This window comes from Bradyrhizobium sp. CCBAU 45389, from assembly GCF_028128625.1.
GTDB lineage: Bacteria > Pseudomonadota > Alphaproteobacteria > Rhizobiales > Xanthobacteraceae > Bradyrhizobium > Bradyrhizobium liaoningense_B.
In genome coordinates this window covers 271,033-294,630 of the sequence record NZ_LBIY01000096.1, presented here as the reverse complement: position 1 = coordinate 294,630, position 23,598 = coordinate 271,033, and the positions used below count along the sequence as shown (strand labels likewise).

Genomic DNA, 23,598 nt, shown 5'->3' with positions numbered 1-23,598 from the left:
ACACCAGAGCACCTGCGCAGATGTTAACGACGACTCCGTACGAGTACGGAAGCCAGAAACAAATGAACAGGCAGCTAAGAATGCTCTGCGCTCAGCGCATGAGCCTAAGCGCGTCCGAGAAAAACTCCGCGCCGCCGAAATTTCCGGACTTCAGAGCGAGCAGCATGTCGCCCGCCTCTGCGCCGACCGCGCGCAGCACCGGAACTCCCGCGGCGATCTCTACTCCTACGAGAAATCCCGGAATTCTCAACCGGTCGACCACCGCGCCGGATGTCTCGCCACCGGCGACGATCAAGCGCCGGACGCCGGCCTGCGCCAGTCCCTCGGCGATATCGGCCATGGCCTGCTCGATGGCGTGGCCAGCGGCATCGCGACCGTGGCGTGCCTGAACGGCGGCGACGGCTTCCGGCGTCGCGCTCGAAGCGATCAGCACCGGACCATCCGCCAGCCGCGGTTTCGCCCAGGCGAGCGCGCGCTGTGCTTCGCCGGCGCCCGCGACGATCTGCTCGGGATCGAGATGCAACACCGGCATGACACGCTCGGCATTCGCGATCTGCTGAAGCGTCGCCTGCGAGCAGCTTCCGGCAAGACACGCCACCGATCCGCCGACCGCAGCGCCGGCTTCGTTGCTCGACGCAGCCGACTTGACCTTGCCGGTCGAGACCAGCGCCCGCGCCAGCCCGAGGCCGATGCCGGAGGCGCCGACCGACAACCGATGTTCGGCGGCCACGAGACCGATGGTCTCGAGGTCACGGTCGAAGACGGCGTCGATGATCGCAGCGCCGATGCCCTTGGCCGCGAGCTCCGCCAGCCGCGCCCGTACGGCGTCCGCGCTGCGCGTGACAGTGGCGAGATCGACGAGGCCGATTTGCGTCCTGCTCTGGCGCGCCAGCACGCGCACCAGGTTGGAATCGTGCATCGGGTTGAGCGGATGGTCCTTCAGCGGGCTCTCGTTCAGCGGCACCGCGCCGACGAAGAGGTTGCCCTGGTAGACGGTGCGGCCCGTCTCCGGAAAGGCCGGCGTCACCAGCACGTTCGCCTCGCCGCAGTCGGCGCGCAGCGCGTCCATGACGGGGCCGATATTGCCGGCGTCGGTGGAATCGAAGGTCGAGCAGATCTTGAACAGCACATGGCTCGCGCCGCGGCCGCGCAGCCATTTGTCCGCCGCGCGCGAGCGCGATACGGCAAGGCCGGCCTCGATCGATCGGCTCTTCAAGGACACCACGACGGCATCGACCTCCGGCAGCGCCAGATCGTCGGAGGGCACGCCGATGGTCTGCACCGTGCGCAGGCCCGCGCGCGTCAGCGTGTTGGCGAGATCGGAGGCGCCGGTGTAGTCGTCGGCGATGCAACCAAGCGCAAGAGTCACGGCTTCACTCCCGCATAGGGCTTGAACCAGGCAAGGCCATCAGTGGTCTTGCCGCGCGGATTGTATTCGCAGCCGACGAAGCCGGCATAGCCGAGCCGGTCGAGCTCTTCGAACAGGAATGGATAGTTCAGCTCCTCGCCGTCGGGCTCGTTGCGCGAGGGAATGCTGGCGATCTGGATGTGTCCGATGATCGGCATCATCTCGCGCAGCCGCATGGTGACGTCGCCGTGGATGATCTGGCAGTGATAGATGTCGAACTGGAGCCTCAGGTTCGGCAGCCGCAGCTCCTGGATCAGGTCGCGCGCGAAGCCGAAATCGTTGAGGAAGTAGCCCGGCACGTTGCGGGCATTGATCGGCTCGAGCACGATGTCGATGCCGTGCGGCGCGAAGAATTCGGCGGCCCACGCCACCGACTTGTAGAATGCCTCGATCGCGACGCGCTCGCCGCGATTGGCGATGCCGGCCATCAGGTGCAGTCGCTTGACTCCGGTCGCCTTGGCGTAGGGCAGCGCGGTCTCCAGGCTCGCCTTGAGATCATTGAAGCGCGCCGGCAGCGCCGCAAAGCCTTTCTCGCCGGCATTCCAGTCGCCCGGCGGCAGGTTGAACAGCGCCTGGGTGAGGCCGTTGCGCTTGAGCCGCTCGCCGACCACATCGGCCGGATGCTCGTAGGGAAAGAGGAATTCGACGGCCGTGAATCCCGCTTGCGCGGCGGCATCGAAGCGGTCGAGGAACGGCACCTCGGTGAACATCATCGAGAGGTTGGCGGCGAAACGGGGCATTGCAAATCCTCTGGTTTACTTGTCGCCGGGCAGCTTCACGCCGGTGACCTGCGCATACATGCGCGCGACCGACGCGTCGTCATCGCGGCCCATGCCGGCGGCAGCCGTCATCAGGAACATCTGGAGGGCGGCGGCCGAGACCGGCACCGGGAATCTGGCGCTACGCGCCATGTCCTGGATGATGCCGAGGTCCTTGACGAAGATCTCGACGGCACTGCGCGGCGTGTAGTCCCCGTCGAGCACGTGCGGCATGCGGTTCTCGAACATCCAGGAATTGCCGGCAGAGGCGGTGATCACCTCATAGACCTTGCGGATGTCGAGCCCCTGCTTGGCCGCGAACGCCATCGCTTCGCTGGCGGCGGCGATGTGCACGCCGGCCAGCAATTGGTTGATCATCTTGAAGGCGGCACCTTGGCCAGCGGCATCACCAAGCTCGTAGAGCTTTGCGGCCATGGCATCGAGCGCCGGCCGCGCCTTTGTAAAGGCGGCAGGGCTGCCGGAGGCGAGGATCGTCAGCTCGCCCTGCGCGGCGCGCTGCGCGCCGCCGGAGATCGGCGCATCCAGATAATGCCGGCCGCTCGCCTCCAGCTGTTTTGCGAGGCGTCGCGCCACGTCCGGGTCCATGGTGGCGGAGGAGACGAACACGCTGTCCTTCGGCATGGTTTCGGCCGCGCCATCCTTGCCGAACAGGATCGCCTCGGTCTGGGCGGCATTCACGACGACGCTGACGACGATGTCGGCGCTCTTGGCCGCCTCGGCCGGCGTCTTGGCGCCTGCGCCGCCGTCCTTCACGAACCGCGCCACCGCATCAGCCGAGACATCGCAGCCGGTGACGGCATGGCCGGCGCGCTGCAGCGAGGTCGCCATGCCAAATCCCATCGAGCCGAGCCCGACGACGGCGATACGCTGATTTTGTGACGTGGAGGCGGACATATGCAACTGACCCTTGCGAACGTTTCCCGAATAGCCGCCCTTTGCGGCAGCTTGGCAACCGCATAACACGGCTTGGCCGCGCTGCCAAAGCGTGAGACAAGCAGGCATGACGGCCATGAGCAACGAGACAAGGCTGCGTGAGGATATCTGCCGCTTCGGACGGTCCCTGTTCGAGCGCGGGCTGACGCCGGGCTCCTCCGGCAATATCAGCGTCAGGCTGGACGGCGGCGGCTGGCTGGTGACGCCGACCAACGCCTCGCTCGGCTTCCTCGATCCCGCAAAGCTGTCGCGGCTGGACGAAACCGGCCGGCTGATTTCGGGCGATGCCCCAACCAAGGAAGTTCCGCTGCATACCGCGCTCTACGACACGCGCGGCAGCGCGCGCGCGATCGTGCACCTGCATTCGACCCATTCGGTGGCACTCTCGATGCTACCCGAGATCGACCCGCGCGCCGCGCTGCCACCGATGACCGCCTATTACCTGATGAAGTGCGGCGCCACCGCGCTCGTGCCCTATTACCGCCCGGGCGACCCGGCGGTGGCGGATGCGATCAAGGGCCTGGCCGGGAAATACTCATCCGTGCTGCTCGCCAATCACGGCCCCGTCGTCGCAGGCGACACGCTGGAAGCCGCGGTGTTCGCCACAGAGGAGCTGGAGGAGACGGCGAAGCTGTACCTGCTGCTGCGCGGGATGAACCCGCGGTATCTGTCGCCGGAGCAGGTGACGGATCTCGTGAAGGTGTTCGGGGTAAAGTTGCCAGAGCATGGGCACGAGCACGGACATTAGCCGCATACTCCGCCGTCATCCTGAGGTGCGAGCCTTGCGATGCCATGCATCGCAAGGTGAAGCCTCGAAGGATGGGCTACGGGCGCTTGCGGCCCATCCTTCGAGGCGCGCAAAGAGCGCGCACCTCAGGATGACGGCAGAGATTGTGGAACGAGACGATCGTAGATGGGGTAACGGCCCCCCGCATGAGCGGAGCGATATGCGGGACCAGCGGCCCCGGATATCGCTTTGCTCATCCGGGCTACGACACCGTCTGACACTGCCGGAATTGATTTGCATCACCGGGATCGCGAGCACATGATCCCCCTGTAATTGACTGAAGGAGTTGTTTTATCGATCGCTAGGAGAACCGTCATGGATTTCAGAGTATCCTGCGCCCTCCTCTTCGCTGCCTGCTTTATTGCCCAGCCAATTTCCGCAAGCGCGCAGACGTCTACGCGCGGCGTCCCCGATCTCAAGGTCGAGGCCAACTGCAAGGCAACTCAGGAGATCGACAAGTCGCTGACCGAGCCGCAGTCCTACGAGGCCTGCATGGGCGACGAGCAAACCGCACAGCAACAGCTCGGGCCCATCTGGCCGACAACGCCGGAGACAATTCGCACCCAATGCACCGCCGAGGCCTCCGCCGCCGGCATCGAAAGCTATGTCGACCTGCTCGCCTGCATCCAGATGAATGGCTTCGGACAACCCTCGGCACCCGCGTCAGCGCTGCGCGGCGCAAGCAAGAACCGGAACAAGAAGCAATCAGGATAGGGATCGCAGCGAGCGGCTACAATCCGAGATACGCCTTCCTCACGTCCGGATTGGTCATCATCTCCGAGGCCGAGCCCTGCATCAGCACGCGGCCGGTCTGCAGGATGTAGGCGCGGTCGGCGATCTCCAGGCACTCGGACATGCGCTGCTCGACGATCAGCACGGTCATGCCGGCGTCGCGGATGCGCTTCACCGCCTGGAAGATTTCGTCCACCAGCTTCGGCATGATGCCCTGCGAGGGCTCGTCCAGCATCAGCAGCCGCGGGCGCGTCATCAGGGCGCGGCCGATCGCAAGCATCTGCTGCTCACCACCGGAGAGCGTCTCGGCGCGCTGCTCCAAACGTTCCTGGAGACGCGGGAACAGGTTGAAGACTAGGTCGAGCGGCCCCTCGCGGTTCGCATCACCGCGGTAGAGGTAGCTGCCGAGGCGGAGATTGTCCCGCACCGACAGGCGCGGGAACAGGCGACGGTTCTCCGGCACATAGGCGATGCCGGCTGCGGTGATGAGATGCTGCGCCATGCCGTCGAGGCGCTTGCCGTCGAACGTCACCGTGCCCGAGCGCGGACGCTCGGCGCCGGCGATGGATTTCAGCAGTGTCGACTTGCCCGCGCCATTGGCGCCGGCGACGCAGACGATCTCGCCCTTCTCGACCTCGATCGAGACCGCCGAGATCGCGACCAGGCCCTGATAGGCGGTCGTGACTTCACGCACCGACAGCATGACGATCTCCCAGATATGCCTTGATCACCTTGGGATCGCGGACGACGTCGGCAGGCTTGCCCTCGGCCAGCACCTTGCCGAGGTCGAGCACGATGGCACGGTCGACCAGCGGCATCACGATTTCCATGACATGCTCGACCATCAGCACGGTGATGCCGGTCTCGCGCACCTTGCGCACCAGCGCCACGCCGGTCTGTGCCTCGGTCGGCGTGAGGCCGGTGAGGCATTCGTCGAGCAGCAACAGTTTCGGTTCGGTCGCGAGCGCACGCGCGACTTCGAGGCGGCGCTTCTCGGCCGGCACGAGTTCGCTCGCGAGCACGTCGGCGCGCGCTGCAAGGCCGGTGAACTCCAGCACCTCATGCGCCTTGCGGCGGGCCTCGCGCATCACGGTATTGCGCACGAGAGCGCCGACGATGACGTTGTCGATGACCGTCATGGTCTCGAAGCTCTTGACCACCTGGAAGGTGCGCCCGATGCCGCGCTGGCAGCGTGCGGCCGCCGGCAGATTGGTGACGTCCTCGCCGTCGAAGATGATCGAGCCCTGGGTCGGCGGCAACACGCCGGCGATCAGGTTGAACAGCGTCGACTTTCCGGCGCCGTTCGGGCCGATCAGGCCGACGATCTCGCCGCGCTCAACCGAGATCGAGACGTCGCTGTTGGCGATCAGGCCGCCGAAGCGCTGCCAGACGCCGCGGGTTTCCAGGAGCGCTGTCATCGCGTGGCCTCCTTGCGCCGGCGCGAGAACAGGCCGACCAGCCCTTCCGGCCGCGCGAGCGCGATCAGGACGATCAGCGCGCCGTAGACGATGAGGTCGACGCCGCGGCCGGAGCCGCCGATATAGGACCGCGTCAGCTCGGTGATCGGGATCAGGATGACGGCGCCGAGCAACGGCCCCCACAGCGTGCCGATGCCGCCCAGCACGGCCGGCAACGCCATCAAGAGCGAGAACTGGAAGCCCATGACGCTTCCAGGATCGATGTAGGAAACGAACTGCGCATAGAAGCTGCCGCCGACCGCGACCAGGAAGGCGGAGACCGCCGCCGCGCCCATCTTCGAGTTGAACACGACGACGCCGAGGCTCTCGGCCGCCTGCGGATTGTCCTTCACCGCGCGCCACCAATAGCCCCATTTGGAATCTTCCAGCCACCAGGTGACGAACCAGGCGATGCAGGCGAGTACCAGCGCGAAGTAGAAGTATGGCAGTTTCGAGCGCGTGAACTGGAATTTCAGCCAGCTGTCGCCGCGCACGGGAATGTCGATACCGAGGGCCGCGCCCGCCCAATCCCAGTTCTGGATCAGCAGCAATCCGATCTCGGCGATCACGATGGTGGCGATCGCAAAGTAATGGCCGCCGAGGCGGAAGCAGGGATAGCCCAGCGCCATCGCGATTGCGGCCGAGATCAGCCCGCCGGCGATCATGCCGAACCAGGGCAGCACGCCCAACTTGGTGAACAGCAGCGCGGTGGTGTAGGCACCGAGCCCGAAATACAGCGCGTGTCCGAGTGATATCTGCCCGCAATAGCCGGACAGGATGTTCCAGCTCTGCGACAACGCCGCATACATCAGCGTCAGCACCATGATGTTCTGGACGTAGACGTCCTTGACGAACAGCGGCACGATCGCGGCGACGGCGGCGAGACCGGCGGCGGTGATGAGGTCGCGGCGGCGCCGCTCGACGAATTGCTTGTCCATCACATCGACCCGAACAGGCCACGCGGCCGAATGAACACGACGAGCAGATAGACCGCGTAGATGCCGACCGACTTCAACGATGGCGGCAGGATCAACGCAGTGGTGGCTTCGACCAGACCGACGACGATGCCGCCGGCGAAGGCGCCGAACACGCTGCCGAAGCCGCCGAGCGCCACCGTGACATAGGCGATCAGTGCGAAGGATGCGCCGACGTCGGGATAAATGTAGAAGAAGGTCGCCATGATGGCGCCGGCAAGCCCGACCAGCGCGCCGCCGAGGCCCCAGCCGAGCGCGAACACGCGGTTCTTGTCGATGCCGACGAGGGCCACCGCGCCGGGGTCCTCGCGGGTCGCCTCCAGCGCACGGCCGAAATCGGTGCGGTTGATGAACAGATAGAGCCCACCGAACGCGGCGATCGCGACCAGCGCGCCGAACAGCTGCGGCTGCGGCAGGAAGATGCCGGCGACCGACACCGTCTTGCCGCCGAGCCATGAGTTGGGGACGCTGCGGTAGTCGGCCGTGAAGAACAGCTGCGCCAGGCCGCGCATCACGATCGCGAGGCCGAAGGTCGCGAAGATCTGCACCATGCCGACATTGGCCTTGGCACGCATCGCAAACCGCACGATCACGAGATAGACCGCCGCCCCCAGAACAAACAGGGCGGCGGCGGCGAGCGGCGCCGACAGCAGCGGATCGATCGCGAAGAACGTGAACAGGAAGAATGTCACGTACATCGCCAGCATCAGGAATTCGCCATGGGCGAAGTTGACGACGTCCATCAGGCCAAAAATCAACGCCAGGCCGACGGCGATCAGTCCGTAAAGCAGCCCCATCAGCAGGCCGCTCGCAAGACTCTGGATAATAGTTTCAGCTGTCACGTCGCTTCGTCCCCACCGCAACCTGATCGCTTACTTCATCGGCCAGATCGGCTCAGCCACCGCCGCCTGCGACGGGAAGACGGTGACGAACTTGCCTCCGACATATTGCAGCAGGACCGGATCGGCATCGTTGTTCTGGCCCATCTCGTCGAACTTGACGCGCTTCCAGGGCATGATGGTCTGCTCGCCCGACATCTCGGTCGCGGCCAGCGCGTCACGGATCTTCTCGCCGTCGGTCGATTTGGCGCGGTTGATGGCGTCCGCCATGATGATCATGGCCATGAACTGCCGCGACGTGTTGTCGTTGAGGTCCTTGCCCGACTTCGCCTTGAACAGGTCGTTGATCTTGCCGACCATCGGCCGCTTGGCGGCGAGATCGAGCGAGAAGCTGCCGCGGGTGATCGCACCCTCGAGCTTGTCGCCGACCGCATCGTAGAGCGCTTTCTCGGAGAAGCCGGCCGCCTGGGCTACGATCGCGTTCGGCTTGTAACCGAGTTCGGCCATGGTCTTGACCAGCAGGATGCCGTCCGTGGTGTAGCTCGAGGGCATCAGCACGTCGGCATTGGCGGCCTTGAGCTGCTGCACCTCGGCCGACAGCGACGGCGAGTTGGCGCGGTACTTGATGTCGGCGACGATCTTGTAGCCGCGCTCGGTTGCGAGCTTGGTCTGGGCGTTGGCGGAGTCGGTGCCGAAGATGGTGTCTTCGTGGAACAGCGCCAGCGTCTGGGCCTTGGCGCCCTTCTTCTTCATCGCATCGAGGAAGTCGAACATCCCGGCCGAGAACATCTCGTCATGCGGCGAGGCGCGGAAGTAATACTTCAGACCGCGGCGATGCAGGCTCGGGGAGGAGTTGTCCGCCGACATGAACGGAATCTGGTAGCGTTCGCAGATCTGGCTGATCGTGACTGCCACCGCGCTTTGGTAAGAACCGAGGATGGCAGAGACCTTTTCCTGCGTAATCAGGCGCTCGGCTTCGGCGCGCCCCTTCTGCGGGTCGCCCTGGGTGTCGGCGTAGACGATACGGATCTTGGCACCGCCGAGGCCGGGCAAGCCTACGCCCTTTGCCAGCGGAAGCTCGAAATCCTGGTCGTTGTTGATGATGTCGATCGCGGTCTCGAACGCACGCTGCGCATCGACACCCACCTGAGCGCCGGAGCCCGACAGCGGATAGGTTGCGCCAATCACCACTTCGGACGTTTGCGCGCGCGCAGCTAGCGGCAGCAGCGCAGCAGCGGCGGTGGCTCCGAGCAGTACGTCGCGGCGAGTGATCGTCATTGGCAAAGTCCCCTGTTATCCGAATTTTGCGCGTATCGAATGAAACGATTGGCAGATAGCGTAAAGCCTGAAGAAGCAGCAAACGCTGCCTACTAAATCACGGCCATGTTCCTGTTTTTCAGATCCGTCACCAGCATCAGGCCGGGCGAATGCGTGATCGCGAACGGTACCTTGGCGGCGTTGATCACCGATTGCGGCGTCACGCCGCAGGCCCAGAATACCGGAATCTCGTCGTCAGCGACAGGTACGGGATCGCCATAGTCGGGCTTTGCGATGTCCTTGATGCCGATCAGGTGCGGATGGCCGAGATGCACGGGCGCACCATGCACTGCGGGATAGCGCGAGGTGATCTGCACCGCGCGAATCGCATCGGCCGGCTTGAACGGACGCATCGACACCACCATGGGGCCGGCAAACGGACCGGCTTCGCCACAGGCGATGTTGGTGCGGTACATCGGCACGCGCACATCGTGCTCGATGTGGCGGATCGGCATGCCCTCGTCGAGCAGCGCCTCTTCGAACGAGAAGGAGCAACCGAGCACGAAGGTCACGAGATCGTCGCGCCAGTAGCTCTTCACGTCGGTCGGCTCGGCGACGACTTCGCCGTCGCGCCAGACGCGGTAGCGCGGAACATCGGTGCGGATGTCGAGATCGGCACCCAGCGCCGGGATATGCGGGCTGCCGACATCGGACATGCCGATGATCGGGCACGGTTTCGGATTGAGCTGGCAGAAGCGGTGGAAGGCGCTGGCATATTCGGCCGGCAGGATCGCCAGATTGCCTTGGACGAAGCCGGGGGCGACGCCGGCGGTGGAGCCCACCTCGCCGGCGCGATAAGCGAGCCGCGCTTGACGGCTCGGAAGGGCGTCGGTTGTTTCAGTTTGCTGCGCTGCCACCAAAACAGTCATGTGATCGACCTGCCTATAAACTCGACAAAGACAGCCAACACCAAGCGTGCTATAAAGTCTAATCTTCGTTTCTAATCAATCTCGATAAATCCAATTTATCGACTGGGAAAATCCTTCCAATGCTGGACTTCAGGTCGATCGAGACGTTCCTTTGGGTTGTGAAGCTCGGCAGCTTCCGCGGCGCCGCACAAAGGCTCAATACGACCCAGCCGGCGATCTCCCAGCGCATTGCCCAGCTCGAGCGCGAGATGGGCGTGAAGCTTTTGAACCGCGACCATCGCGTCGCCTCGCCGACCCCGAGCGGCCGGCAGATGATGGTCTACGCGGAGAAGCTGATCGGCTTGCGCGCGCAGATGATGGCAGAGATCGGCGATCGGTCGGCGATGCGCGGCGTGATGCGGCTCGGCGTCGCCGAGACCATCGTGCACACCTGGCTGCCGCGCCTCGTGAAGAGCGTGAACGAGCTCTATCCAAACCTGTCGCTGGAGATCGAGGTCGACATCACACCGAACCTCACCGCGCGCCTGCTCGCACAGGAGATCGAGCTCGCCTTCGTGGTGGGACCGCTGTCGGCCTCAGGCGTGCACAACCGCGTGCTCGCCGACTACCCGATCGGATTCCTCGCAAGCCCTTCGCTCGGGCTCGGCAAGGGCCCGGTCACGCCGGCGGAGCTCGCTCGGTTTCCGATCATCACCTTCCCGCGCAAGACCAAGCCCTACGAGGTCGTGCGCGAGGTATTCGACCGGCCGGAGCTGCCGCCGATCCGGCTGCATGCGTCCGCTTCGCTGGCGACCGTCATCCACATGGCGGTCGAGGGGCTCGGCATCGCAGTGATCCCCGACGCCATCGTCGAGAACGAGCTTGCCGACGGGCGGTTGCAACTGCTCGACACCGAGCTCGCGATCGCGCCGCTGACGTTCACGGCAAGCTGGCTCGCCTCGCCCGACGTCGTGGCGGTGGAGCGCGTCGCCGAGCTTGCATGTCAGATTGCGCAGAGCAGCCTCGCGGTTGACGCGCCCGCGCTGGCGCGTCATTGAAAAAGTGCCGGACAACCTTCAACGTCATTCCGGGGCGATGCGACAGCATCGAACCCGGAATCTCGAGATTCCGGGTTCGGCTCTTCGAGCCGCCCCGGAATGACAACTGAGAGACCGACCGCATGAGCCGAGCCGCCACCAACCTGCAAATCGATTCCGCCCGCCTCTGGGGCTCCATCCACGAGACCGCACAGTTCGGCGCGACGGCCAAGGGCGGCGTGCGACGGCTGACGCTGAGCAACGAAGACAAGCAGGTGCGCGACTGGTTCCGCAAGGCCTGCGAGGATGCCGGCCTCGAGGTGCATGTCGATGCGCTCGGCTCGCAGTTCGGCCTGCGCAAGGGCCGCGACATGTCGAAGCTGCCCGTCGGCATCGGCTCGCACCTCGACACCCAGCCGACCGGCGGCAAGTATGACGGCATCCTGGGAACACTCGGCGCGCTGGAAGTGATCCGCACGCTGAACGACGCCGGCATCGAGACCGAGGCGCCGATCTGCGTCGTCAACTGGACCAACGAGGAAGGCTCGCGCTTCGCGCCGGCGATGATGGCCTCCGCCGCCTATGTCGGCGATTTCACCACCGACGACATCCTCTCGCGCAAGGACATCGACGGCACGACCGTCGGCCAGGCGCTCGACAGCATCGGCTATCGCGGCGACAAGCCGGTCGGTTTCCAGAAGCTCGGCTGCTTCGTCGAGCTGCACATCGAGCAGGGGCCGATCCTGGAAGCCGAAGGCAAGACCATCGGCGTGGTCGATTCCGGCCAGGGCGTGCTCTGGTACGACGGCAAGATTTCCGGCTTCGAGAGCCATGCGGGCTCGACCCCGATGCCGCTGCGGCGCGATGCGCTGGCAACGCTCTCCGAGATCGTGCTGGCGATGGAGGCAATTGCGAAGAAGCACGGGCCGAACGCAGTCGGCACCATCGGCGAGGCCGTGATCGCAAACCCCTCGCGCAATGTCATTCCCGGCGAGATCGCCTTCACCATGGACTGCCGCAGCGCGGACGGCGCCATCATGGATGCGCTCGACCGTGACCTGCGCGCCGCCATTGCCGAGATCGCCGCGCGACGCAAGGTCGAGGTCAAGATCGACCTGGTCTGGCGCAAGCCGCCGACGCATTTCGACCCGAAGCTGATCGCGGCGGTCGAGAACGCGGCGAAAACGCTCGGCTATTCCTCCCGCCGCATCACCTCCGGCGCCGGCCACGACGCCTGCAACCTCAACACCGTCATGCCGGCGGCGATGGTGTTCGTGCCCTGCAAGGACGGCATCAGCCACAACGAGCTGGAGGATGCCACGCAGCCCGACTGCACCGCGGGCACCAACGTGCTGATGCATACCGTGCTGGCGATTGCCGGCGTCGCATCCTGACCGGAGAGAGTCATGCGCGGAGTTTTCGTCGACGCCAACGAAACCCTCGCCATGATCATGGAGGGGCTGGAGAAGCCGGGTGATCCCAAGGTGCGGATCCACAGGGACCCCGATATCAAGCCCGCGCAATACCCTGAAATCCTTGATGGCGCCGAGATCGCGATCGTCGACCACACGGCGCTGCCGACCGAGGTGGCGAAGAAGTGCACCGGCCTGAAGCACGTCGTGTTTCTCGGCACCGGGGCGCGCAGCTACATGAACCCGGAGGAGCTCGCCGAGCTCGGCATCTCCGTGCATCTGATCAAGGGCTATGGCGACACCGCCGTTGCGGAATCCGCGATCGCGCTGATGTGGGCCTCGGCCCGCGTCATCGCGATGATGGACCGCGAGATGCGCGCCGGAAGCTGGCTGCGCGAGGACGGTATGCAGCTCACCGGCAAGACGCTGGGCCTGATCGGCTTCGGCGGCATCGCCGCGGAAGTCGCGCGCATCGCATCCGGCAGCGGCATGAAGGTGATCGCCTGGAACCGCACGCCCAAGAGCCATCCCGGCGTCGAGTTCACCGACCTCGACACGCTGCTGGCGAGGAGCGACGTGGTGTCGCTGCATCTCCTTCTCAACGACGAAACGCGAGGCATGATCACGCGCGAGAGGATCGCGAAAATGAAATCGGGCGTCATCTTCGTCAACACCGCGCGCGCCGCAATCGTCGACGAGCAGGCGATGATCGACGCACTGAAGTCGGGCCATATCCGCCATGCCGGTCTCGACGTCTTCAACATCGAGCCCCTGCCCGGCGATCATCCGCTGACGAAGATTCCGAACGTGACCCTGTCGGCGCATTCGGCCTTCCGCACGCCTGAAGCCAGCGAGAACCTGATTGAGGCGGCATGGGTCCACTGCCGTCGGATCGTTAATTCGTAGGGTGGGTTAGCCCTGCAGATGCGCGAAGCGCATCTGCTCGGCGTAACCCACCTCTTTGGTCTCCGCGGAGACAGAAGTGGTGGGTTACGCCTTCGGCTAACCCACCCTACGCCCCCACCAAATCATGAAGAGATAAGAGCAACAGCAATGGCCGACTATCGCACCATCAAGGCAGAGCCGCTCACCAACGCCATTCGTGCCATCGTCAAGGCCGGCGGCTCATCGGACCGCGAGGCCGAGCTCGTATCCACCAATCTCGTCGAAGCCAACCTCAAGGGACACGACTCGCACGGCGTCGGCATGATCCCGCGCTATGTGCAGAGCGTCACCAATGGCGGCCTCGCCGTGAACGCGCGCGTCAAGATCGTGCTCGACACCGGTCCGCTGCTCACCCTCGACGGCCTCACCGGCTACGGCCAGGTGATCGGCCATGAAGCGATGGAGCTGGCGGCCGAGCGCGCCAAGCGCAACGGCGTGTGTCTGGTCGGCCTTTCCAACTCGCACCATATCGGCCGCATCGGCCACTGGGCCGAGCAGTGCATCGACCACGGGCTGGTCTCGATCCACTTCGTCAACGTGATCTCGCGCCCGATCGTGGCGCCCTGGGGCGGCAGCGATGCCCGCCACGGCACCAACCCGTTCTGCGTCGGCATCCCGCGCAGGGGCAAGGACCCCATCGTGCTCGACTTCGCCACCAGCAGGATCGCGCAGGGCAAGACCCGCGTCGCCCACAACAAGGGCGTCGAGCTCGAGCCCGGCACCATCATCGACAACGAAGGCAAGCCCACCACCAACCCGCGCTACACCGTGATCCCGCCGCACGGCGCCATCCTGCCGTTCGGCGAGCACAAGGGTTCGGGGCTCGCGCTGGTGTGCGAAATCCTCGGCGGGGCGCTCTCCGGCGGACAGGTGGTCAAGGGACCCTCCGACGGCAAGTACAACGTCCTCAACGGCATGCTCTCGATCGTCATCGACCCGGGCAAGCTCGGCACCGGCGAAAACCTCGCGCGCGAAGTCGAGAGCTTCGTCGCCTGGCACACCGGCTCGCCTCCCGGCCCCGGCGTCGACAAGGTCAAGATCGCCGGCGAGCCCGAGCGCGAGACCAAGAAGAAGCGGCTCGCCGAAGGCATTCCGGTCGATCCGACCACTTGGCAGGAGATTCTGGAAGCCGGGAAGAAATTTGGGCTGGATCAGGCCGCGATCGAGAAGATCGTGGGTTGATCGAGAGCGAATAGTTCCTGCCGAGTGCACAATTGCGCAAGGGAGGCTGGACCACAGCGAAACATCGGCTCGCCTGCGGGACGGATTTGAACCAGCCCGCGTTGCCTTGCGACAACGCGGATATTCCGGCTCATAACCGCCTCCGAGGTTCACATGCTCTCCCGTCTCGCAAAATTCATGTCGGGCTCCGCGGAGCCGTCACGCCCAGCCGACCTCTACCGGCATCGGCTCGCCATCTATGAAAGCGAGCTTGGCGAGCCCGAGCATAGCTTCACCGACAGCACGGAGCGCCGCATCGACATCCACGCCTTTGGCCGCGATTTCGTGCCGGTGTGCCAGGAGGGATCTGACGAAGGCTATGTGCTTCTGACCAACGGCATGAGCGAGCAACGGATGCCGGGGGTGCACGGGGATGCGAAACCGCGTGCCGAGCTGATGTGGTATGTCCGCGAGCCGACAGAGGATGTTTGCGCCAACCTGCGCTGGCTGGCCAATCTGCCGTTCATCGACACGACCTGGTTCGGCTTCGGCCATCGCGTCGCGCTGCCGTGGCCGCCGGTTGCAGGAACGGACTTCCAGACGTTCCTGTTTCTCACGCCGATCATCGGCCCCGACAAGCAGATCGCCGAGGCGCTGGAGATCGCGGGCGATCCCGTGGAGATTTTGACCGTGAACCTGATTTCGCATCAGGAGCTCGGGCTCATCGTGTCCAGGGGGCTCGACCCGTTTCTCGACCTGCTCGACGAGAACGATTATCCGCCGATCTTCGATCCGGCGCGGAAGTCGTATGTTTGAGGCGTAGGGTGGGTTAGCTGAGCGGATGCGCAAAGCGCATCTGCTCGGCGTAACCCACCTCTTCTGCCTCCGGATACGAACAGTGGTGGGTTACGCCCAGCGGAACACGCTTGGCGTGGCCGCAGGGCCAACCCACCCTTCGTAATTCGCCTCAGTCCACCATATCCGCGACCGCCTTGCCGCAGGCGGTGGTGTCGGCGTTGCCGCCGAGGTCCTTGGTGCGGAGCGTGCGTTCGGCGAGCGTGCGCTCGATCGCCTCGACGATCGACTTACCGGCTTCCTTCTCGCCGAGATGCTCGAACATCATCGCACCCGACCAGATCATGCCGATCGGGTTGGCGATGCCCTGACCTGCGATGTCAGGCGCCGAGCCGTGCACCGGCTCGAACACCGAGGGGAAATCGCCCTCGGGATTGATGTTGCCTGACGGCGCGATGCCGATGGTGCCGGTGCAGGCAGGGCCAAGATCGGAGAGGATGTCACCGAACAGGTTCGAGCCGACCACAACGTCGAACCAGTCCGGATGCAGCACGAAGTTCGCCGTCAGGATGTCGATGTGGTACTTGTCCCACTTCACACCCGGGAACTTCTTGGCCATCGCCTCCACGCGCTCGTCCCAATAGGGCATGGTGATGGAGATGCCATTGGACTTGGTCGCCGAGGTCAGGTGCTTCTTCGGCCGCGACTGGGCGAGCTCGAAGGCGAATTTCAGGATGCGGTCGACGCCGGTGCGGGTCATCACCGTCTGCTGGGTGACGAACTCGCGGTTGGTATCCGGGAACATGCGGCCGCCGACCGAGGAATATTCGCCTTCGGTGTTCTCGCGCACCACCCAGAAATCGATGTCGCCGGGCTTGCGACCCGCCAGCGGCGACGGCACGCCGGGCATCAGCCGCACCGGACGCAAATTCACGTACTGGTCGAACTCGCGGCGGAACTTGATCAGCGAGCCCCACAGCGAGACGTGATCCGGAATCTTGGCCGGCCAGCCGACCGCGCCAAAATAGATCGCGTCGTGCTTGCCGATCTTCTCCTTCCAGTCGTCGGGCATCATCTGGCCGTGCTTCTCGTAATAGTCGTAGGACGAGAAGTCGAAATGGTCGAACTGCACGGAGACGCCATGCTTCTTCGCGGCTGCCTCCAGGACGCGCAGGCCTTCCGGCATCACTTCCTTGCCGATGCCGTCGCCGGGAATGACCGCGATCCGGTATTGTTTCTTGCTCATCGAGAACGTCCTTGGTTGGTCCGGCAGCCGCCGTCTTTTTTGACCGCACTGCAATGGACCAAAGTCGGCGGCAGTGCAACGCTGCACTGCAATGTTGACCATGGCGCAGCCGGACGCCTACTGATTTCATCCTGTTCCCATCCTGCGAGTACTCCCCATGGATCTGCATCTGCGCGGCAAGCGCGTCCTGATCACCGGCGCGTCCAAGGGCATCGGCGCGGCCGCCGCCGAGGCATTTGCCGAGGAAGGCGCGCATCTCCTGCTCGCCGCCCGCAGCGGCGACCAGCTCAAGGCGTTGGCCGACCGCTTGCGCGCCGCGCACCAGATCGACGCCACGACGAGCATTGTCGACTTGCGCAAGGAAGAGGATGTGGCACGGCTGGCGAAGGAAGCGGCCGACATCGACATCCTCGTCAACAACGCCGGCGACATCCCCGGCGGCTCGATCGACAAGATCGACGAGGCGGCCTGGCGGCACGCCTGGGAATTGAAGGTGTTCGGCTATATCAACCTCACGCGGTACATCTACGCCCAGATGAAGGCGAAAGGCGGCGGCGTCATCGTCAACGACATCGGCGCCGCCGGCGAGAAGTTCGACGCCAACTACATCTGCGGCAGCGCCGGCAATGCCGCGCTGATGGCCTTCACCCGCGCGCTCGGCGGCAAGAGCCTTGCCGACAACATCCGCGTCGTCGGCATCAATCCCGGACCGGTCGGCACCGACCGCCACGTCACCCTGCTCAAGACGCGCGCGAAGCACCAGTTCGGCGACGAGAGCCGCTACAAGGAATTCCAGAAGAGCCTGCCGCTCGGCCGCCCCGCACATGCGCGCGAGATCGGCGATCTCATGGCGTTCCTGGCGTCGGATCGCGCCGGCTATACCTCGGGCGTGATCTACACAGTCGACGGCGGCATCAGCGCGGGCTGGGGTTAACTCTATCCTCGTCATTGCGAGCGCAGCGAACCAACCCAGGAATGTATCCGCGGGTAGCAGTCTGGATTGCTTCGCTACGCTCGCAATGACGAATGAATAAGCACAGGAGTAAAATAATTGTCTCAAGACCTGATCCGCGAAACCGCCTGCACCGTCGTCGACAAGCTGCGCTCCGGCGACGTGTCACCGCTCGAGCTCCTGGACGTGCTGGAGAAGCGCGTTGGTGAGGTCGACGGCAAGGTGAACGCGCTGCCGATACTGTGCTTCGATCGCGCGCGGACCAATGCGAAAGCGATGATGCAGAAGCCGGCCGGTGCGCGCGGACTGCTCGCGGGCCTGCCGGTGCCGATCAAGGACCTGACCGACGTCGCGGGCGTGCTGAACACGCAGGGCTCGCCGATCTTCAGGGACAACATTCCCGCGAAGTCCGACCTCATGGTCGAGAACCTCGAAGCCAACGGCGCGGTGGTCTACGCCAAATCCAACACGCCGGAATTCGGCGCCGGTGCCAACACCTTCAACGAGGTGTTCGGTGCAACGCTCAATCCCTGGGACACGACGAAATCGGCAGCGGGCTCGTCCGGCGGCGCGGCGGTGGCACTTGCGACCGGCATGGCCTGGCTCGCGCAGGGCTCCGACATGGGCGGATCTTTGCGCAGCCCGGCGGCATTCTGCGGCATCGTCGGCATGCGGCCGAGCATCGGCCGCGTCGCGCATACACCCAAATCGGGTATCGATCGCAATCTCGGCGTCGTCGGCCCGATGGCGCGCAACGTCGAGGATCTCGCGCTGCTGCTGGATGCCATGAGCGGTGACTATGCGGACGATCCGCTGTCGCTGCCGGCCCCCGCAACCTCGTTCCTGTCGGCGGCCCAGGCGGGCAAGAAGCCGAAGCGCATCGCCTACTCGCCCGATCTCGGCATCACCCCGGTCGATCCCGAAGTGAAGGCGATCACGCGGAAGGCGGCGGAACGTTTCGCGGAAGCCGGCGCCATCGTCGAGGAGGCGCATCCGGACTGGCGCGAGGCGCATGAATGCTTCCACGTGCTGCGCGCCTTCGATTTCGCGATCACCAAGGCCAATCTGCTGCGTACCAAGCGCGACCTGCTCAAGCCCGAGGTGATATGGAACATCGAGGAAGGCCTCAAGCTCACCGTCGAGCAGCTCGCGCGCGCCGAGGCACAGCGCGTCGGCATGACCGCCCGCGCGGTCGAGTTCTTCAAGACCTATGATCTGTTGCTGACACCGACGACGATCGTGCCGCCCTTCCCGATCGAACACCGCTACGTCGCCGAATGCGACGGCAAGAGGTTCGAGAACTACATCGAATGGCTCGGCATCGTCTACGCCATCACGCTTGCCTGCTGCCCCTCGCTGTCGCTGCCGTGCGGCTTCACGGCGTCGGGCCTGCCGGTCGGCGTGCAGGTCGTCGGCGCCCCGCGCGCCGACGCGCAAGTGCTCGCCGGCGCGAAGGTGCTGGAAGACATTCTCGGCCTGCGCGGGACGACGCCGATCGATCCGAAGGTGAAGGTCTAAGGCGAAAGGCGCGGTAACCCGCGCCTCAGGTCGCCCCGAACTTCATCTTCGACAGCGGCAGGCTGCGGACACGCTGGCCCGTCAATGCGGCAACCGCATTGGCCACGGCCGGCGGCACGCCGGGCAGCCCCGGCTCGCCGATGCCGCCCATCGGCGCGCCGCTTTCGACGATGCGGACGTGGACACGCGGCATGCGGTCCGGCGGCAGGATCGGATAGCCGTCGAAGTTGCGCGCCTGCGGCACGCCCTTGGCATAGACGACTTCCTCCAGCAGCGCCGAAGACAGGCCGAGCGCAACCGCCGAATTGACCTGCGCTTCGATGATGCCGGGGTTGACGATGCGGCCCGGGTCGATCGCCACCCAGACGTCGTGCACGTTAACCGCGCCTCCCCTGAGCGACACTTCCGCGATCGTCGCGACCTCGCTGCCGAACGGCGACGCCATCGCGACGCCGCGTGCGCGCTTGCTGCCGTCGGGCGCAGTGAAGGGACCGCGCTTCCAGCCGCCGGAGAGATCGCCGACCGCCTGCAGCAGCGTCTTGTGGCGCGGCTTGTCCGCGAGCAGACGCAGCCGCAGATCGAACGGATCCTGCTGGCCGGCGTCGGCGACCTCGTCGAAGAACGTCTCGTAGAAGAAGTCGTTCATGGAGTGGCCGACCGAACGCCAGAAGCCGATGATCGCGGGGTCATCGACGAGGACATGCGCAACGCGGCGATTGTTGATGGCATATGGCTTGCCGGCGATGCCTTCGACCGCCGAGCCGTCAGCCGCATCCGGCTTGCGGCCGAACCAGCGATCACGCGGTCCCTCGCCGACGGCCTCCGCTTCCAGCGCCACCGGCAACCCCTTCGCATCGAGGCCGGCGCGGAAACGCACAAAGCCCATCGGCCGCAGCGCATCGCGCAAAAACTCTTCCTCGCGGCTCCAGATCAGCTTGACCGGCCGACCGACCGCCTTCGACAGCTGGATCGCCTGCGGGAACGGATTGGCGGTCTCGTAGATGAAGTGGCGGCCGAAGAAGCCGCCGAGCATCGGCGAGTGGATCCTGACCTTCTCCGGCGGAATACCGGCTGCCTTGGCTGCGAGCACCTGGAACATTTCCGGGGCCTGGTTGGGCACCCAGAGATCGAGCGTGCCGTCCTCGTTCCAGCGCGCCAGCGCCGAAGGCGGCTCGAGCTGGCCGTGCGCCAGATAGGGCGCATCATAGGTCGCGGTGACGATTTTCGCCGCGCCTTTCAGCGTGGCGCCAGCATCGCCAACCGTCTCCGCGGCAATCCCCGGTCCCGGCGTGGCCGCGAGCTGCGCTTTGCGGCCCTCCGACGAGAAGTCCGACGGCATCGCGCGGCGCGCCCCCGGCGCCGCGTCGGTCCACGTCACCTGCAACGTTTCCACCGCGCGCCGCGCATGCCACCAGCGGTCGGCGACGACAGCGACGGCGCCAGGAAGGCGATGGATCGAATGCACGCCCGGCATCGCCTTCACCTCCGCCTCGTTGGCGAAGGCGCCGGGCTCGAGATCAAGGCGCGGCGCGTGCTGAACGGCGGCACGCAGCATGCCGTCGACCTGCATGTCGATGGCATAGGCAGCCTTGCCGGTGGACTTGTCGCGCGCGTCGAGACGCGCCACCGGCTTGCCGATCCAGCGGAAATCCTTGTCCGCACGCAGCGTGACATTCTCGGGCACCGGTAGCGCGGCGGCGTCCGCGGCGAGCGCACCATAGTCGAGCGTGCGGCCCGTGGCAGCGTGGCGCACGCGGCCGGGCTCGGTCGTGAGACTAGCCATTGGCACCTTCAGGCGGGAGGCCGCGGCCTGGAGCAGCATCTGCCGCGCCGATGCGCCGACGCGGCGCATGATCTCGTAGCTCGACCGCACCGAAAAGCTGCCGCCGGTGAAACGGCGGCCGCCAACCACCTGGTAGTCGGCGCCGGGCGGCGCGCATTCCACCGTGAAACTTGCCGGGTCAGCATCAAGCTCTTCGCCGACGATCTGCGCCATCGCGGTGGCGACGCCCTGCCCGCCCTCGACGAAGGGGCTTCGCAAGAGCACGGTGCTGTCCGTGCGGATTTCGAGGAAAGCGGAGACGCGCGGCGCCGACTTTGCCGCCGCCGCTGCACCCTGCGCCCTTCCAGCGGCGGGCAATGCGACGCCGAGCACCAGCGCGCCGAGCGAAGCGCCCAGGAAGCCGCGGCGCGACAGGTTGACGGGCTTCTCTTCCGGCAGCTCGCCGGCCGGAGCGAATTCATGGCTCATGCTGTTCATGATCGTGCGCTCCCTCAGCCCTGGGCAACCTGGCGCACCGCCGCAGCGATCGCGTTGTAAGTGCCGCAGCGGCAGAGATTGACCATCGCCGCCGCGATGTCCTGCTCGCTGGGCTTCGGGGTCTGCTTCAGCAGCGCCGTCGCGGCCAAGACCTGACCGGACTGGCAATAGCCGCATTGCGGCACCTGGTTCGCCACCCAGGCGTCGACGACGCGACGGCCGATGGCGTCGTCCGTGACGGCCTCGATGGTGGTGATGGCCTGGCCGGCGACGCTGCCGACCGGCGTGATGCAGGATCGCGTCGCCTGGCCGTCGATCAGCACGGTGCAGGCGCCGCATTGGGCGATGCCGCAGCCATATTTGGTGCCCGTCATCCCGAGCTCGTCGCGGATCACCCAGAGCAAAGGCGTATCGTCCTCCGTCTGGACCTGATGAGTCTTGCCGTTGATGATGACGTCCATGGAAAGCCGCTCCTCGGATTGCCGCCCCGCGACCCTCCGGTCGCGCTGGGAATGCCAGACACACCGTCTGACAAGAGACGACACTTAACGCGGGCGGCTCCCTGGGATAACCGGCTCAATTTCGCATGGACTTATGAGCCGTATTGATAAATCGCCGGCGAGCGCGGCACGACCTCCCGTCGCACCCTGCTGGCCATCGCGCGGCACGCGGGACGGTTACTCGGTTCGCTATTTGGCGATCGGGCAGGAGCCGGGAGTATCGCAGCGAGGAGGCGTCGATCGCGTGGTGCCGGTCGCATCGTCGGAGCTGGGGCCCGCCGCTCCGTTCAGAATGACCGAGACACGCCAGCGATATGTTGTTTGCGGCGTCAGGCCGGAATCCCCAAAGCTCGCTCCTGTCACGTCGCCAATCGCCTGGAACGCGCCATCTGGCCCCGCACGCGAAACCCGGTAGGTTGTTACGCCATCCACTGGAGACCAGGCCAGGTCAGCGCCGCGATCCGACGTATCGATCACCGTGAGCGACTGCGGTGCCGATAGCGATGGCGCGGTCGCGCCGGCGGGCGCTGCGGCCCCGGCCGTGAGCGCATCCAGCATGGCCTTGATCGCCTTGATTTGCGATCCGGACTTCGTCACGTAGCTATCCTGATGATCGACGTAGCTCCACCAATCCCAACAGGCCTGCGGATTGCTCGGCCAGTATGAGCTGGTCTTGGTCTGCGGATAGAGAATGATCAGGTGGTTCGTATCCGCCCACGCATTGTAGCCGGCCTCATCCACGAATTTGCGTCCGATATCGGCGACGTCCTGCTTGCATCCGTGGAGCGCGACGTGAACGCGACACGGACTGCCCTGCTCGCAATCCTGAGGTACGAACACATAGCCGGTATCGCCCATGCTCAGCGCGTCGGGCAGATGCGGCGTGGTATAGATCGATTGATCAAAGCTCTTCACCGAGCCTGCAAGCTGCGCGGGACTGGGCGGATTCAGGTGGCCGTAAATATGCTGCAGGATGACGCCGGCCTGGTCATAGCCGCATTGGTCGATATAGGGCTCCGCATTGGCCTTGCAGTCGTTGAGCCCGGGTGCGCCCTGTTTCGTCACGACGAACGAGTGGCCCGCGCCGAGCGTGGCCTGATAGAACAAGTTGCCGCGATTGGCATCCCCCAGATAATGGCGATAGAAATCGGCGGCCGCATCGGTCGCGGCCTTGTCGACGACCGCGTCATTGTAGCCGTGAAAGAGATAGATTTTCTGCCTGCCGACATTGCTGAGCGGGTCGATCTCGCCCGCTGCCGCCTTCGCGTCGGCCTTGGCCGTAAAATCCTTCGGATCCAGATCCGACGCCGGCCCTTTCATGCATTGACCCGTGGCCCGCCAGATCGGCCCCCAGTACCAGGTGACAGCATCGAGCGCGTCCGCCTTCGCACACCAGTAAGGGCCGCCTGCGACCACGCCGACGCCCTTGATCACCGACGACCACGCCGTGCCGAACTGAACGGCCATGAACGCGCCCGACGAAATTCCTGAAATCGAACTCTCACCGATCGGCGCGCGATAGCCCCGTAACCCCTCGGCGGCACGCGACGACAGGCCGAGAGTGGTTGTGAAGATCAGGACGCAGATCAGGGCGGCGGTGAATTGCCGCAAAACGGCCACGCGCATGACTGCCTCGCCAAATCGACCGCAGGAGCAACCTCTGGTAATTACAGCTCCAGATCGGCAATCGGTGCAAGC

22 protein-coding genes are annotated in these 23,598 nt (G+C 65.2%); 9 read left to right on the top strand and 13 right to left on the bottom strand.

All coding sequences use genetic code 11. From position 1 onward, the window contains the following. Positions 1–91: 91 nt before the first annotated feature. Genes otnK through ltnD form a run of 3 tightly spaced genes read right to left on the bottom strand, consistent with a single transcriptional unit; the run spans position 92 to position 3,150 of the window. Positions 92–1,369 (bottom strand): 3-oxo-tetronate kinase, encoded by a 1,278-nt coding sequence (gene otnK / locus XH79_RS31245; protein WP_271584138.1) that lies wholly within the window; start codon positions 1,367–1,369, stop codon positions 92–94. Then, positions 1,366–2,148, bottom strand: a complete 783-nt coding sequence (gene otnI / locus XH79_RS31240; protein ID WP_271584137.1) for a 2-oxo-tetronate isomerase — start codon at positions 2,146–2,148, stop codon at positions 1,366–1,368. Before otnI ends, otnK begins: the two co-directional genes overlap by 4 nt. 15 nt (positions 2,149–2,163) lie before the next feature. Further along, the gene (gene ltnD / locus XH79_RS31235; protein WP_442869980.1) at positions 2,164–3,150 is read right to left on the bottom strand and encodes an L-threonate dehydrogenase; all 987 of its coding nucleotides are present in this window, start codon (positions 3,148–3,150) and stop codon (positions 2,164–2,166) included. Positions 3,151–3,187: 37 nt separating this feature from the next. Between ltnD and otnC the strand changes: the two genes are divergently transcribed. Then, positions 3,188–3,868 (top strand): 3-oxo-tetronate 4-phosphate decarboxylase, encoded by a 681-nt coding sequence (gene otnC, locus XH79_RS31230; protein ID WP_271584135.1) that lies wholly within the window; start codon positions 3,188–3,190, stop codon positions 3,866–3,868. A 354-nt stretch (positions 3,869–4,222) separates the two neighbouring features. Beyond that, entirely contained in the window at positions 4,223–4,621 is a 399-nt protein-coding gene (locus XH79_RS31225) for a hypothetical protein (protein WP_212343637.1), read from the top strand. A 16-nt stretch (positions 4,622–4,637) separates the two neighbouring features. On the opposite strand, the gene XH79_RS31220 is transcribed toward XH79_RS31225, so the two are convergent. From XH79_RS31220 to XH79_RS31195, 6 genes are all read right to left on the bottom strand, one after another. Next, complete coding sequence (locus tag XH79_RS31220) at positions 4,638–5,342, bottom strand: ABC transporter ATP-binding protein (RefSeq protein WP_271584134.1); 705 nt, start codon at positions 5,340–5,342, stop codon at positions 4,638–4,640. Beyond that, positions 5,326–6,057 carry an ABC transporter ATP-binding protein gene (locus XH79_RS31215; RefSeq protein WP_212343635.1) on the bottom strand — a complete coding sequence of 244 codons (732 nt, stop codon included), beginning with the start codon at positions 6,055–6,057 and terminating at the stop codon, positions 5,326–5,328. Before XH79_RS31215 ends, XH79_RS31220 begins: the two co-directional genes overlap by 17 nt. Beyond that, the gene (locus XH79_RS31210) at positions 6,054–7,034 is read right to left on the bottom strand and encodes a branched-chain amino acid ABC transporter permease (protein ID WP_271584133.1); all 981 of its coding nucleotides are present in this window, start codon (positions 7,032–7,034) and stop codon (positions 6,054–6,056) included. The genes XH79_RS31215 and XH79_RS31210 overlap by 4 nt, the downstream gene beginning before the upstream one ends. Next, positions 7,034–7,912, bottom strand: coding sequence for a branched-chain amino acid ABC transporter permease (locus XH79_RS31205; protein ID WP_018648089.1), 879 nt, complete (start codon positions 7,910–7,912; stop codon positions 7,034–7,036). Before XH79_RS31205 ends, XH79_RS31210 begins: the two co-directional genes overlap by 1 nt. Positions 7,913–7,942: 30 nt before the next feature. Continuing rightward, on the bottom strand, positions 7,943–9,187 hold the full coding sequence (locus tag XH79_RS31200) for an ABC transporter substrate-binding protein (RefSeq protein ID WP_271584132.1): 1,245 nt from the start codon (positions 9,185–9,187) through the stop codon (positions 7,943–7,945). A gap of 92 nt (positions 9,188–9,279) precedes the next feature. Then, positions 9,280–10,095, bottom strand: coding sequence for a putative hydro-lyase (locus tag XH79_RS31195; RefSeq protein WP_271584131.1), 816 nt, complete (start codon positions 10,093–10,095; stop codon positions 9,280–9,282). Positions 10,096–10,214: 119 nt separating this feature from the next. Between XH79_RS31195 and XH79_RS31190 the strand changes: the two genes are divergently transcribed. The 5 genes from XH79_RS31190 (at position 10,215) to XH79_RS31170 (ending at position 15,445) form a co-directional block, all read left to right on the top strand. Continuing rightward, a complete protein-coding gene (locus XH79_RS31190; protein ID WP_212343631.1) occupies positions 10,215–11,132 on the top strand; it encodes a LysR family transcriptional regulator in 918 nt (305 codons plus the stop codon). A 122-nt stretch (positions 11,133–11,254) separates the two neighbouring features. Next, a complete protein-coding gene (locus tag XH79_RS31185) occupies positions 11,255–12,505 on the top strand; it encodes a Zn-dependent hydrolase (protein WP_271584130.1) in 1,251 nt (416 codons plus the stop codon). A gap of 12 nt (positions 12,506–12,517) precedes the next feature. Continuing rightward, positions 12,518–13,429, top strand: coding sequence for an NAD(P)-dependent oxidoreductase (locus XH79_RS31180; RefSeq protein WP_271584129.1), 912 nt, complete (start codon positions 12,518–12,520; stop codon positions 13,427–13,429). Positions 13,430–13,576: 147 nt separating this feature from the next. Next, positions 13,577–14,650: a malate/lactate/ureidoglycolate dehydrogenase gene (locus tag XH79_RS31175; protein ID WP_271584128.1), complete on the top strand. Its 1,074-nt coding sequence runs from the start codon at positions 13,577–13,579 to the stop codon at positions 14,648–14,650. Positions 14,651–14,803: 153 nt separating this feature from the next. Continuing rightward, positions 14,804–15,445, top strand: a complete 642-nt coding sequence (locus XH79_RS31170) for a suppressor of fused domain protein (protein WP_212343627.1) — start codon at positions 14,804–14,806, stop codon at positions 15,443–15,445. Positions 15,446–15,596: 151 nt separating this feature from the next. Here the strand turns inward: XH79_RS31170 and XH79_RS31165 are convergent, their stop codons facing one another. Further along, the gene (locus tag XH79_RS31165) at positions 15,597–16,670 is read right to left on the bottom strand and encodes a tartrate dehydrogenase (RefSeq protein WP_271584127.1); all 1,074 of its coding nucleotides are present in this window, start codon (positions 16,668–16,670) and stop codon (positions 15,597–15,599) included. A 157-nt stretch (positions 16,671–16,827) separates the two neighbouring features. Here XH79_RS31165 and XH79_RS31160 point away from each other — a divergent pair, with 157 nt between their 5' ends. Both XH79_RS31160 and XH79_RS31155 read left to right on the top strand, forming a co-directional pair. Next, entirely contained in the window at positions 16,828–17,604 is a 777-nt protein-coding gene (locus XH79_RS31160) for an SDR family oxidoreductase (RefSeq protein ID WP_271584126.1), read from the top strand. 117 nt (positions 17,605–17,721) lie between these two features. Further along, a complete protein-coding gene (locus XH79_RS31155; protein WP_271584125.1) occupies positions 17,722–19,140 on the top strand; it encodes an amidase in 1,419 nt (472 codons plus the stop codon). Between the two features lie 25 nt (positions 19,141–19,165). Here XH79_RS31155 and XH79_RS31150 read toward each other — a convergent pair whose 3' ends face one another. The 3 genes from XH79_RS31150 to XH79_RS31140 form a co-directional block, all read right to left on the bottom strand. Then, positions 19,166–21,400, bottom strand: coding sequence for a xanthine dehydrogenase family protein molybdopterin-binding subunit (locus tag XH79_RS31150; RefSeq protein ID WP_271584124.1), 2,235 nt, complete (start codon positions 21,398–21,400; stop codon positions 19,166–19,168). A 14-nt stretch (positions 21,401–21,414) separates the two neighbouring features. Further along, positions 21,415–21,861 carry a (2Fe-2S)-binding protein gene (locus tag XH79_RS31145; protein ID WP_271584123.1) on the bottom strand — a complete coding sequence of 149 codons (447 nt, stop codon included), beginning with the start codon at positions 21,859–21,861 and terminating at the stop codon, positions 21,415–21,417. Between the two features lie 228 nt (positions 21,862–22,089). After that, positions 22,090–23,526, bottom strand: coding sequence for an extracellular catalytic domain type 2 short-chain-length polyhydroxyalkanoate depolymerase (locus tag XH79_RS31140; protein WP_271584122.1), 1,437 nt, complete (start codon positions 23,524–23,526; stop codon positions 22,090–22,092). Positions 23,527–23,598: the final 72 nt, after the last annotated feature.